Annotated in this window: 12 protein-coding genes; 10 read left to right on the top strand and 2 right to left on the bottom strand. The window is 40.8% G+C overall.

The window, feature by feature from the left end:
• Nucleotides 1–13: 13 nt before the first annotated feature.
• The 3 genes from U9R83_RS17645 (at nt 14) to U9R83_RS17635 (ending at nt 2,686) form a co-directional block, all read left to right on the top strand.
• Nucleotides 14–1,381 (top strand): nucleoside recognition domain-containing protein, encoded by a 1,368-nt coding sequence (locus U9R83_RS17645; RefSeq protein WP_371906106.1) that lies wholly within the window; start codon nt 14–16, stop codon nt 1,379–1,381.
• 170 nt (nt 1,382–1,551) lie between these two features.
• Nucleotides 1,552–2,235: a hypothetical protein gene (locus tag U9R83_RS17640; RefSeq protein ID WP_226555087.1), complete on the top strand. Its 684-nt coding sequence runs from the start codon at nt 1,552–1,554 to the stop codon at nt 2,233–2,235.
• A 73-nt stretch (nt 2,236–2,308) separates the two neighbouring features.
• The gene (locus tag U9R83_RS17635; RefSeq protein ID WP_042991996.1) at nt 2,309–2,686 is read left to right on the top strand and encodes a hypothetical protein; all 378 of its coding nucleotides are present in this window, start codon (nt 2,309–2,311) and stop codon (nt 2,684–2,686) included.
• A gap of 45 nt (nt 2,687–2,731) precedes the next feature.
• On the opposite strand, the gene U9R83_RS17630 is transcribed toward U9R83_RS17635, so the two are convergent.
• On the bottom strand, nt 2,732–3,112 hold the full coding sequence (locus tag U9R83_RS17630; protein ID WP_243549673.1) for a FixH family protein: 381 nt from the start codon (nt 3,110–3,112) through the stop codon (nt 2,732–2,734).
• A gap of 238 nt (nt 3,113–3,350) precedes the next feature.
• Here U9R83_RS17630 and U9R83_RS17625 point away from each other — a divergent pair, with 238 nt between their 5' ends.
• Nucleotides 3,351–4,334, top strand: a complete 984-nt coding sequence (locus tag U9R83_RS17625) for an HD domain-containing protein (protein WP_243549670.1) — start codon at nt 3,351–3,353, stop codon at nt 4,332–4,334.
• A gap of 90 nt (nt 4,335–4,424) precedes the next feature.
• Here the strand turns inward: U9R83_RS17625 and U9R83_RS17620 are convergent, their stop codons facing one another.
• Nucleotides 4,425–5,531, bottom strand: coding sequence for a GntR family transcriptional regulator (locus U9R83_RS17620; RefSeq protein WP_243549668.1), 1,107 nt, complete (start codon nt 5,529–5,531; stop codon nt 4,425–4,427).
• 338 nt (nt 5,532–5,869) lie between these two features.
• Between U9R83_RS17620 and U9R83_RS17615 the strand changes: the two genes are divergently transcribed.
• The 6 genes from U9R83_RS17615 (at nt 5,870) to U9R83_RS17590 (ending at nt 12,586) form a co-directional block, all read left to right on the top strand.
• A complete protein-coding gene (locus tag U9R83_RS17615) occupies nt 5,870–7,501 on the top strand; it encodes a xylulokinase (protein WP_243549666.1) in 1,632 nt (543 codons plus the stop codon).
• On the top strand, nt 7,495–8,193 hold the full coding sequence (locus U9R83_RS17610) for an L-ribulose-5-phosphate 4-epimerase (protein ID WP_116739982.1): 699 nt from the start codon (nt 7,495–7,497) through the stop codon (nt 8,191–8,193). The genes U9R83_RS17615 and U9R83_RS17610 overlap by 7 nt, the downstream gene beginning before the upstream one ends.
• Before the next feature lie 29 nt (nt 8,194–8,222).
• Nucleotides 8,223–9,647 carry an L-arabinose isomerase gene (gene araA, locus U9R83_RS17605; RefSeq protein ID WP_243549664.1) on the top strand — a complete coding sequence of 475 codons (1,425 nt, stop codon included), beginning with the start codon at nt 8,223–8,225 and terminating at the stop codon, nt 9,645–9,647.
• A 145-nt stretch (nt 9,648–9,792) separates the two neighbouring features.
• Nucleotides 9,793–11,172 carry a sugar porter family MFS transporter gene (locus tag U9R83_RS17600; protein WP_014458967.1) on the top strand — a complete coding sequence of 460 codons (1,380 nt, stop codon included), beginning with the start codon at nt 9,793–9,795 and terminating at the stop codon, nt 11,170–11,172.
• Between the two features lie 143 nt (nt 11,173–11,315).
• Nucleotides 11,316–11,564 carry a hypothetical protein gene (locus tag U9R83_RS17595; RefSeq protein ID WP_243549662.1) on the top strand — a complete coding sequence of 83 codons (249 nt, stop codon included), beginning with the start codon at nt 11,316–11,318 and terminating at the stop codon, nt 11,562–11,564.
• 146 nt (nt 11,565–11,710) lie between these two features.
• Nucleotides 11,711–12,586, top strand: a complete 876-nt coding sequence (locus U9R83_RS17590) for a metallophosphoesterase family protein (RefSeq protein WP_223260228.1) — start codon at nt 11,711–11,713, stop codon at nt 12,584–12,586.
• Nucleotides 12,587–12,768: the final 182 nt, after the last annotated feature.

Genomic DNA, 12,768 nt, shown 5'->3' with positions numbered 1-12,768 from the left:
AAACTCATTAGCGATGGAACAGCTAACGCGCTATGCGCAGCAGGCAAAAGAAAAAGATCATCGTTCAAATATGGTCGCAAGTATTTATCAGTCTTCACAGCAAATATGTAAAAAATCAGTTGTGTACCAAGACCGCTCAAAGCTTCAGCGCACTGAGAAATTGGATAAAGTCTTCACTTCACCAATCTGGGGCTTTCCGATTATGCTTGGTATCTTATCAGTCATCTTTTATATCACCATAGCAGGTGCAAACGTTCCTTCTGGATTAATTGCAGAAGGGTTCGGCTGGGCGGAAGGATATTTAACAGCTTTCTTTCAAGCAATGCATGCGCCAGAATGGCTGCACGGAATTCTTGTATTAGGGCTGTTTCGAGGCACAGGGTGGGTCATCAGCGTCATGCTGCCCCCGATGGCTATCTTTTTCCCGGTGTTTGCGCTTTTAGAAAACTACGGCTACTTGCCTCGCGTAGCGTTTAATATGGACCGTTTGTTCAAACGAGCAGGCGCACACGGCAAGCAGTCGCTGACGATGGCGATGGGATTTGGATGCAACGCCGCAGCGATTATGTCAACGCGTATTATTGAATCGCCCCGTGAACGTATGATGGCGATTTTAACAAATAACTTTGTTCCTTGTAACGGCAGATGGCCTACGCTGATTTTGTTAGCTTCTTTATTTATGGCAACAGGCTTTACAGGAAGCGCTAAAACATTCGTAACGGCGCTTGTGGTAGTGGGAACCGTGTTATTTGGAATTGTGGTGACGCTGTTTGTATCGTGGGCACTGTCTAAAACAGCGCTGCGCGGAGTACCAACACACTATACGCTAGAGCTTCCGCCTTACCGCAAGCCAAAATTTGTAGATACAATTGTACGGGCGACGTTGGATAAATCGCTGTTTGTGTTAAAACGTGCGATTATTGTTGCAGCGCCCGCAGCGGTGTTAACGTGGGTATTGGCTAATATCTATATTGGCGATACGAGTATTTTAATGCACTTTGTTCAGTTTCTTGATCCGTTTGCCAAGTCGCTAGGACTAGACGGTTATATATTAGCTGCTTTTATTATTGGATTGCCGGCTAATGAAATTGTTGTACCAGTTTTACTGATGGCGTATTTATCAACGGGCTCATTAATTGAAATTGAAGATGCGACTCGACTCAAGCAAATTTTCCTTGATCACCACTGGACGTGGCTAACGGCTCTTAACATGATGTTGTTTTCACTTCTGCATTTTCCGTGCGGAACAACGCTTGTGAATATTTATAAAGAAACTAAAAATGTAAAGTGGACGTTTCTTGCTTTTGCGATTCCAACAGTGATTGCGATTGGCGTTACGTTTGCGGTTGCTCAAGTGGTAAAAGCGTTTAACCTTATTTAAATATGAAATAAAAGTGCAGGGCTCTTGAGAGAGTCCTGCACTTTTTTTATAAGTCGCTGATTCTTTAGTCTTAGTGAGATTAATTGATATTTTTTAGGATAAATGGTAATTTGTATGATGTGTGTTTCTTTTATGATATGCACACATTTAACTTCTGGGGGAGAACAACTATGGCAAAAAACAAGGTGGCAGAAACCATCTGCTGGCTGGCAATCCTTGCTCTCCTTATTCTCAGTATCGTGAATGTCGTTTATAAAGGTACAAAACAAACGCTGTTATTTACAAGAGATGAGCTGAAGTCTGGAGAAGTAAGCAAAAGCTGGGAATCCTTTCGAAAAGAACAGCAGCTCTCACAGCATAAAGCAAAAATAGAAGATTTTCGTTTAACGCTAGATAGGGATCAAAACATATCTTCTATGCGGTTTACAGTGATAAATCCTTCTGATCATAACTCCTATACAATGTTACATTACAGCTCATGTTTTTCATGTGAAGATCAAGGAGAGGACTGGTTGACGGTTACAAGTGACAAAGTTGATGGAAAGCCTGCTCAATATGACCGATTAATGACCGCAGATGAGTTTTTTTCGAAGGTAGAAATCCTTAACAACCAACACTTCTTTACAACTAGTCGCTATGCGTACACGCACCTTCATTCTTCCGGTGAGTACGAGAATACGAGTTATGACGGCCCTTACTTTGTTTTAGAGGGAACGGAGTTAAAACAACTACAAATCTCTCATTCTTCGAACAAAGATTATCATGATTACGGCAGCATACAAGTGATTGGCAGCAACAGTTCAGGTGGCTATCAGACAAGCGAGGGTACTACGAAAAGTGTCATCATTAGGTAAAAAGAAACTGCAGGTTGAGCCAAGAGAGATTAGTAGAAAAACTCACCGATAAAATGCTGAAAGGAGGCTGACCGTGAGGGTATTTTTTAATAAAATAGATTCAAAAAAAACGAGTAGGTATCAAACAAAATTATATTTCGGTTTCACCATCGTCATCATACTGAATGTCATTAACAGCTGGTTTCTGGACTGGTTTTGGCTTTATGTGACGACAAGCAGCGCTCTTATGATATTAGTGATCCTGCTGCTAACAACACCTAAACGTGATTCAAAGGAAGAGTGGAAGCAGCTAGAAATAGAGAGGGACGAAGCGTTTGAAAACAAAGTCAATCTGATGCTTATGAATGGCCGAAGCGACGTTCAGGCTATTAAATACATACGAAAAGAAAAAAATCTTGGCTTGCTTCATGCGAAGCAGTATCTTGATCGTATCAAAGAATCAAAGAAATAATAAAAACGACCTCTGCTTGTCAGAGGTCGTTTTTTAATAGGTAGTTTACTTTTTCTCGCCAACCGTTACTTTTTTCGTAAACATTTTCATGTCGCCTTTTATCGTAACGTGAGCAGTAATCGTATATTTACCGTCTGTTTTAAACGTGTAGTCAGTGCTGTATGTGCCATTACCCTGATGTTTGGCAGGGATCATTTTCTGGTTAATATAGCCTTCTTTTTCAACTTGAATCTGTACGTCATCTGCATTTTTAATCTTTTTGTCTCCTTGTGTAACGAGCGTTTCAATCGAAACTGTTTTATTGGCATTAATGGTTTGGGGCACTTCAATTTTCCCTTTAACTTCCTGTGATTTTTGCTCATTTCCTTTTGAACAGCCGACCATGGCAATGACTAAAATGATCAGCAGCATGCTAAGCTTCTTCATAAATATCTCCTTTTTATTTTCTATCTTGTTAGTAAATAAATTTCTCTATAAAACTTTATCACTGAAGTCATAAAATAAAATCATCACAATGAGTGATTTTTATAAGTGTTCATGTGAAAGAATTGAACATTTTGTTACAAAAAATAGTTCACTATCACAACACGACGAGAGGTGCTTTACAGCATTGTGTCGTGCGTTTAGGATTAAACATAGTAAGCTAGTAAAAGGAGAGAAGGATATGGCTATACTTTATGATGAGCTGTACGGAAAATTTGAAATAGACGGCGTTCTTTTAGAACTCATTCAAAGTGATCCCGTACAGCGTTTAAAAGGAATTTACCAAGGCGGAGCGAGCCGGTTTGTAAATGGAAAATGGAATACTACACGATACGATCATTCCGTTGGTGCGATGATGCTTGTCAATAGATTAGGAGGCTCTTTGGAAGAGCAAATAGCGGCTTTATTACATGACGTTTCCCATACGGCATTTTCTCATGTGATTGACTACGTTCTTGAACAAAAAGAAGAAAATTATCATGAAATGATTTACGAAAAAATAGTAGCCCAGTCATCTATTCCTCATATTTTAAAGAACGCCGGTTTAAACTGGCGAGATATCTTACTTGATGAAAGCCAGTGGACGCTTCTCGAACAGAGCGCTCCGCACTTATGCGCTGACCGCGTGGATTATACGCTGCGGGATTTGTACGTATGCGGGGAGATCACTTTACAAGAAGTGGATGCGTTTTTGGATCAGCTTGTCGTATTTAATGGACAAATGGCATGCAGTAATTTATCAGCGGCAGAGTGGTTTTTGGATGCTTACTACAAAGAAGTGATTGGCTTTTTTATGAATCCGCTTAATATGTTTGGAAATTATCAGCTGACGGAGATTATCAAGCTTGCTTTGCAAAAAGATATTTTATCTATAGAAGATTTTCTAAAGCAGGATGAAGATGTGGTTGGGTTGCTGAAAAATGCTGGAGATAGCAGCATTGAAGTAATGTTAGCTACTCTTTTTAACAGCAAAGCAGAAACAGGTACTGCGTCTTGTCATGATGTTCACCAAACGACAAAAATGCGCTGGGTTGATCCTCTCGTCATTGGTTCAGAGGGAGCGGCTCCTGTATCTCAGTTATCACTTACCGCTAAAAGAGTAATAGAAGAAGCAAAACAAAGGATAGAAAAAGGAGTGTATATCAACGTTCAGGCTCCGTTATAACAGGAATCGTTACATAAAGAAGGGGATGCATAATAATGTGCATCCCCTTATCTCATAAGAAGTTTTATAGACCTCTAAAGAAGCCTTCTCTTAACGAACTTCATCACGCTTTGCAGTTAGTTCTTTAATCGTTTCGCCTTCAACTAACACCGGCTGATAGTAGGTTTCGTTTGGCAACTCTTTTTTGCCCTGCAGCTTTTTAATAATCCAATCCGCCGCGTCGTGTCCCATTTGTTCCTGCGGATGGGTTAACGTTGTTAAATTAATCGTCGCATTTTTAGCGATGTACGAATTGTCTTGACCAATAATTGACAACTTGTCCGGAATGGAGATACCAAGCTGTCTGCATACATTTACAACTTCTAATCCCACTTCATCGTTATAGCAGACAAGAGCCGTCATTTCGTCTTGATTTTCAGTAAGAAATTCTTTTAAATTAGCATACAAATCAAGCTTTGTCTCCGTGTTAAAAGACAAAATATGCTCAGGCTGAAAGCGGAGCTTTGCTTCACCAAGCGCTTTTATGTAGCCTTTCATTCGGTACTTTCCTTGCAGGTCATCCATTTTTGCAATGAGCCCAATTTGTGTATGGCCTTTTGAAATTAATTCATTTGTGGCAAGGTAGCTTGACTGAACGTCATCTAAACAAAAAAACGGAACCTCTAATTCTTCGTAGTAGGCGTTAATCATCGTAAATGGAACGTCTTGTTCTTTGAATGATAAATAATACGAGATGTTTGGATTGTACAAATTACTTTTTGTAGGCTCAACAATTAGACCGTCTACTCCGTAAGAAAGCATCATTTCCAATGCTTTTTTTTCTTGTTCTACATCATTATTCGTGCTCGCCAGCAGCAGCGAATAATTATCTTTATTTAACCTGCTTTCAATTCCGCGAATAATAGAAGGGAAAATATAGTCAGAAATATACGTGGTAATAACGCCGATTGTTTTGTTGGCAGAAGCCCCGCTAGCTTTGGATTGATACTGATTGCTCACATAGGTGCCAGAGCCTTTTTCGCTTCTTAAATATCCTTCATTCGACAGCTCTAAAATCGCTTTTCGAACCGTATGTCTGCTGACGTTATATGTTTCTTGCATGGCCGATTCAGTCGGGATTTGCTCGCCGATGCTGTAATCGCCTGAAAGAATTTTGCTTTTTATATCCTCAATAATCACCTGATATTTTGGCTTCATGTTTTCACTTCTTTCGTAGTTGTATACATTCAACTTTTTTTATGTATAAAATTTGTATGGACATATTTTATCATGAACGTGAATAAATGAAAAGATTTCCGTAATTTTTAATTGAAAGAAGAATGATTTAACGATTGGATACCGATTATTTGAACGTTTAAAGAAGGAAAGGTAGGATATTTTTAATATTTGTGTGCATATATAATTTTATTATTGACAAATGTACGTACAAATAAATATACTTAAGTTGTTAACAAATTCAAACAGCGTTACATAAAACGGAAAGCGCTTCCTTACTGCTATAGGTATCTTTATAGCTATCAGAAAGGAGATTAAACGTGAAAACAACTCAAGAAAGCATAAAACAAGCAATTGCTAAAGGGAAAACGTCCCTTGGAATTGAACTTGGATCTACTCGTATTAAAGCGGTGCTGATTAATGAGAGGTTTGAAACCATCGCATCAGGCAGTTACGAATGGGAAAATCTCTTAGAAGACGGTTTTTGGACGTACAACTTACTCGATATTATTACAGGTTTGCAAAGTGCTTACCGTGAAATGAAGCAAGAAGTAGAGCGAAGCTACGGGATCACCATTCGAACAGTTGGCTCCATCGGTGTTTCAGCTATGATGCACGGATATATGGCGTTTGATAAAACGGGTGAGCTGCTTGTGCCGTTTCGAACGTGGCGTAATGCTACAACAAGCGAAGCAGCAAAAGAATTAACTGAACATTTTAACTTTAATATTCCTGAACGATGGAGCATTGCGCATCTGTATCAGGCAATTATCAATCAAGAAAAACACCTGCCGCGCATCCATTACATAACAACGCTAGCGGGCTATATTCACTGGCTGCTAACGGGCAGTAAATCGCTTGGTATTGGAGATGCTTCGGGGATGTTTCCAATTGATGAACGCACGCAAAATTACAGTGAAGATATGATGAAGCAGTTTGATGAGCTTATTTCCTACAAAGGATATCCATGGCAACTATCAGATATTCTGCCTGCAGTCCATACGTCAGGCGAGCAAGCAGGTACATTAACAGCTATTGGGGCTAGCATTTTAGACCAATCTAAAAACTTACAGCCGGGCATTCCGTTTTGTCCTCCAGAAGGAGATGCGGGAACGGGAATGGTGGCGACAAACAGCGTAAGAAAGCGCACAGGAAATGTTTCAGTAGGAACGTCCGTTTTTGCGATGATTGTACTAGATAAAAAGCTTTCAAACGTTTATCCGGAAATTGATTTGGTTACGACGCCAAACGGCAGTCCAGTTGCCATGGTTCATGCGAATAACTGCTCAAGCGACTTAAACGCCTGGCTCGGATTGTTTCGTGAATTTTCGGAGGCGATGGGACAAAAAGTAGAGTCGGATAAATTATTCCAAGTGATGTTAAATAAAGCGCTAGAAGCTGATCCTGATGGAGGGGGCTTGCTTAGCTACGGTTATTTCTCAGGTGAAAATATTACCGGAGTAGAAAGTGGACGTCCGCTATTTGTCCGTTCAGCAAAAAGTAATTTTAATCTAGCAAACTTTATGCGTACACATCTTTTTACAGCTTTTGGTGCTTTAAAAATAGGGATGGATCTTTTAGTCAAAGAAGAAAACGTAAAGATTCATAGTATTTTAGCGCACGGAGGGTTATTTAAAACGCCGGTAGTTGGTCAAAAAATGATGGCAGCGGCAATTAATACCCCGGTTTCCGTTATGGACACAGCAGGAGAAGGCGGCGCGTGGGGAATGGCTATTCTTTCTTCTTACATGCTCAATAAAAGTGAGAATGAAAGTTTAGAAGATTTCTTGGATGATAAAGTTTTTAAAGAAGTGACCGCACAGGAAATCTACCCTGACGAACTCGATGTAAAAGGGTTTGAAGCATTTATTAAAAGATATAAAAAAGGGCTAGTCATTGAAAAAACAGCTGCCGAGCATCACAGCGAAGAACGGGAGGAGTTACTGTGCTAGACAAATTAAAAGAAGAAGTATTTCAAGCAAACCTCGATTTGCCAAAACACGGACTGGTCAAGTACACGTGGGGAAATGTAAGTGCAGTTGACCGAGACAGCGGTTTGTTTGTGATTAAACCAAGCGGCGTGACGTATGAAAAAATGACAGCCAAAGATATGGTAGTCGTAGACCTAGATGGCCGCGTGGTAGAAGGTGAGCTTAATCCGTCCTCTGATACGCTGACTCACGCTGTACTATATAAACACTATCCCGAAATTGGCGGTATTGCTCATACGCATTCAACGTGGGCGACCATTTGGGCTCAAGCAGGACTTGATGTGCAGGCAATGGGTACCACTCATGCGGATACTTTTTATGGTTCGATACCGTGCGCGCGCTTTTTAACAGAAAAAGAAGTAAATGACGGATATGAAGTGGAAACGGGCAAGGTGATTATCGAAACGTTTGAAGAGCGCGGCTTAGATGTGTTAGCGGTTCCTGGTATTTTACTTCAAGGGCACGGGCCGTTTACGTGGGGAAAAGATGCCAAAACGGCGGTAATGAACAGCGTTGTATTAGACGAAGTATCCAAAATGAACTTCTTTACACAAAAATTAAACGGACTGGCTGAAGAGCTGCCGCAGCGTATATTAGACAAACATTATTTACGAAAACACGGACAAAACGCGTATTATGGGCAGGGACAGTAAAAGACTTACATACAGAAAAGGGGATTATCATGTTAAAAACAGCTCAAAAAGAATTTTGGTTTATTGTTGGTTCACAGCATCTTTACGGAAAAGAAGCGCTAGCAGAAGTAAAAGCACACGCGCAAAGTATGACTGATGCTTTAAATGAAAGCGGTATCTTGCCTTATCCGATTGTTCTGCAAGATTTAGCTGTGAGTGCTGATACAATTACAAGCATGATGAAAGAAGTAAATTACCGAGATAAAGTTGCCGGCGTAATCACGTGGATGCATACGTTCTCGCCTGCAAAAATGTGGATTCGCGGTACCAAGCTGCTACAAAAACCGCTGCTTCATTTAGCAACACAATTTAATGAAAGCATTCCTTGGGAAACGATTGATATGGATTTTATGAACTTGAATCAGTCCGCTCACGGTGATCGTGAATACGGCTTTATCAACGCGCGTTTGAACAAGCAAAATAAAATCGTAGTAGGCTACTGGGAGCGCCCCGAAGTACAGCAGCAAATTGCACAGTGGATGGACGTAGCCGCTGCTTATAACGAAAGCTTCAACATTAAAGTTGCCCGTTTCGGTGACAATATGCGCAACGTGGGCGTAACGGAAGGAGACAAAATTGAAGCACAAATTCAATTTGGCTGGACGGTTGACTACTTTGGAATCGGTGACCTTGTTCAATATGTAAATGCTGTTACGGAAGAAGAAATCAATGATTTGTTTGCTGAATATGCCGACGCGTATGAGTTTGTTTACGGGGATTATTCTGTAGAAGACTGGGAATCTAGCGTAAAAGTACAGGCAAGCTATGAAATTGCGATTAAACGTTTTCTAGACGAAGGCGGCTACAGCGCTTTTACGACTAACTTTGAAGACTTGTACGGTATGAAACAGCTTCCTGGTCTAGCCGTACAGCGCTTGATGGCACAGGGATACGGCTTTGCTGGTGAAGGAGACTGGAAAACAGCGGCGCTTGACCGCTTGCTCAAAGTGATGAGCCATAATCAGTCAACGGGCTTTATGGAAGACTACACGTATGAATTAGCACCTGGACGTGAGTCAGTGCTTCAATCTCACATGCTCGAAGTAGACCCGACGCTAGCGGTAAATAAGCCAAAACTAATCGTTTCTCCGCTAGGAATCGGTAACCGTGAAGACCCGGCTCGCTTAGTGTTTGACGGTAAACAAGGAGAAGGCGTAGTGGTTTCCATGGCTGACTTCGGTACGCATTACAAGCTGTTAATTAACGAAGTATCGGCATTTGAACCGGAAGTTCCAGCTCCAAATCTTCCGGTAGCGCGCGTGCTTTGGAACATTAAGCCGAACTTCCAAGACGGCGTTAAAGCGTGGATTGAAAACGGAGGAGGCCACCACACGGTACTTTCGTTAAATTTAACAACGGATCAAATCGTGAGCTATGCAAAGCTTGTGAATTTAGAGTACGTCATTATTAAGTAAGCATCATTACTTCCAAGGGAGCGCTGCTTCCTTGGAAGTGAAAATATGGCGTTAGTAAAAGAACGCCGTTTTTAGAAATAAATGAAAGCGTTTTAAATAAGTGTGGCAGGAAGAAAAACTAAGACAATACAAAGGGGATATAATCATGAGTAAAGTATCAAGTAAGTTTATCTTCTTCTTCGGCTCATTTGCCGGTATTTTATTCGGTTATGATATTGGGATTATTGCTGGTGCAGAAGGTCATATCCGTGAAGCGTTTCATTTAAGTCCGCTGTGGCTGGGGATTGTGGTTTCGTCGCTAATGGGCGGAGCCATTATTGGTTCTATTTTAAGCGGATTATTAGGCGATAAGTTTGGACGAAGAAAGTTAATTTTAATTTCGTCTATTATTTTTCTGTTAGGCTCCATCGGTTCAGCGATTGCACCAGAGGAAATCACGTTGACGATTGCGCGCGTCTTTTTAGGTACAGCAGTAGGAACGGCTTCTTCTTTAGTTCCTGCTTATATGTCAGAAATCGCACCCGCTCATATTCGCGGGAAGCTTTCAGGTTTGAATCAGCTAATGATTGTAATTGGATTATTATTAAGCTATATCGTAGCCTTTATTTTTGAACCGATTCCAAACAGCTGGCGACTTATGCTTGGCAGTGCCGGTATTTTTGCGATCGTCTTATGCATCGGTATGATCAAGCTTCCAGAGTCACCTCGTTATTTAATTAAAAATGGAATGGCAGATAAAGCGCGTGAAGTGCTGCGCACGCTTCGTTCCTCAGCAGCGGAAGTCGAAGCTGAAGTGTCTGAAATTGAAAGCGTAGCTGTGCATGAACAATCAGGCATTAAACAGCTGTTTCAGAAAAAGTTTCGTTTAGCTTTAATTATCGGTGTCGGAATGGCAACTTTCCAGCAGATTCAAGGCTCAAACTCAATTGTTTATTATGCAACAAGCATTGCTCGTCAAGTTGGTTTAGCGCCGCAGGTAGCTGCTGGTTTTACGGTCATCGTTGGGGTAATCTTCGTTGTGACAACACTTATTTTTCTGCAGTTTGTTGATAAATTCAACCGTCGTACCATTCTTACGATTGGCGGCGCGGGTATGGCTCTTTCCTTTTTTACACCGGCTATTCTAGGAGCATTAGGCGTTAATGAAGTCGTCGTTAACTGGGTTACGTTAATTGCCCTTTGCTGCTTTATCCTTTGCTATGCGTTTTCTTGGGCGCCGCTTACGTGGATCATTGTAGGAGAAATTTTCCCGCTTTCTGTACGCGGAATCGGTGCTGGTATTTCATCTGCCTTTAACTGGACAGGATCGCTTGCAGTAGGGCTTGTGTTCCCAATTTTAGCCGACCAGTTTAGTTTAGGCGTGATCTTTTCAACGTTCGGAATCATTTGTATTCTCGGATTATTCTTCATACGCTTTGTAGTTGTTGAAACAAAAGGACGCAGCCTAGAGCAAATTGAAACAGACATGGCAGCTCGTTCTGAAAGAAATTCTTTAAGTCCAGTTGAGCGTAATAAATATGTTTAATTGTCGTAAATGTTTTAAATGTAAGGTGCTGAGATAAAAATATTTTAGCTGAAGTGAAAAACGAACCACTAATCAAACACTTTGATTAGTGGTTCGTTTTTTATGGTGAACGCAGGTTTCAGCTGTTTCATTTCTTCTAGCAGTTGATTGGAGAGCAAGGCGAAGACTCCTGCGGGAAAAGCGGAACAGATGAGACCCCGCAGGCGCACAAGCGACGAGGAGGCTCATCGGCCGCCCGCGGAAAGCGAAGCCTTGCACGGAAATCAACTGCGGGGCAACAAGCGGTTCAGCTCATGTCGGCCTTTGCTCGTCTTTGGATTATGCTCCAGCTCTTATTAATAGATACTGAGATTCTAGCTTTTATGTTGTCTTATCAGTGCTTAACAAAATGAAAGAATAGATAGGCTATAGAAACGCATTTAAATGTGCGTTCTGCTTACAAGAAGATAGTGACCTTCATCAGCAAATTTCCATATAAATAAGTAAGCTTGTTTACTTTTAACTAAATTTATTTAGTAATAGGGGGATTAACTAGTTGATGAATTTGACGCTTCATGAACGTTCTGAAAAGTTATTAAAGCAAAGAATTAAACAATTAAATCCGAGAGATCCATTCAACTTTGTTTTTATGGGCGACAGCAGAGGTGACGGACCAAACGATAATTGTTTCACGATGAGCGGTGAATTTGAGCTTGTGTTAAAAAAGGCGGTGGAATTGGACCCGCTGTTTATTATTCATGGGGGAGACACCGTCTATACAGGGAAAAAAGAGTATTTGGAGCACTTTGTTAAGGTTGTCGAAAAAATCGCACCAAACATTCCTGTGTTTGTATGCGTAGGGAATCATGATGAACTGTACCTTGATGAAAGCAATCTCGAAAACTTCAGAGCCACTATCGGAAAAGTACACTGGGTCATTGATATTCCTGTCTTTAACTTCCGGTGCATCGCATTAAATAATGTCATCAGTCCCAAAAATAAAATATATGGATTTACAGATAGAGAGCTTAATTATTTAGAGCGGCAGCTAGAGGATGCTCCTCGTAATACCGTTATAGCCATGCATGCGCAGCCAAATATTGGTCGATGGACAAACCTTGAAGGGTTTCCTGTAACGACTCCTCAAAGTCAAGAATTTTTTGATTTAATTCAAGAACACTGCGTGAAAAAAGTGTTAGTCAGCCACGTGCATGCGTATGACGAACAGTTTATTAGAAAAAACAGAAACGGGTCGTTTACGCTTGGAAGAGGCACTGATTTTGTATTGTCAGGAGGCGCGGGTGCTCCCCTTGATTTTGAGCCGCCTTTAATTTTAAATAATTATAATTTTACGGAGTTTTTTGTTAGCCGGTACGACATTTTAGGACCTCTTCTTTGGAAGGATTTTGGACGACCTCGAAGAAGTTGTTTGTAAAAACAAGAAAGTAGAAAGCTAAGTTTAATAGAGAGCCTGCCTGTGAATCACAGGCAGGCTTTTGGAAGATTGTGCATAATGTTTAAAGAAACCTTGTAGCAGAAGGCTCAGTCAAACGTTATAATAGATAGTGAATGATGATATATTCTCTATATTTGTCATATATTTGTATTACATATGTA

Source organism: Priestia sp. LL-8 (genome assembly GCF_036227845.1).
GTDB classification, from domain to species: Bacteria; Bacillota; Bacilli; order Bacillales; family Bacillaceae_H; genus Priestia; species Priestia zanthoxyli.
The sequence above is the reverse complement of the archived record's forward strand: the minus strand, read 5'-3'. Positions and strand labels throughout refer to the sequence as shown.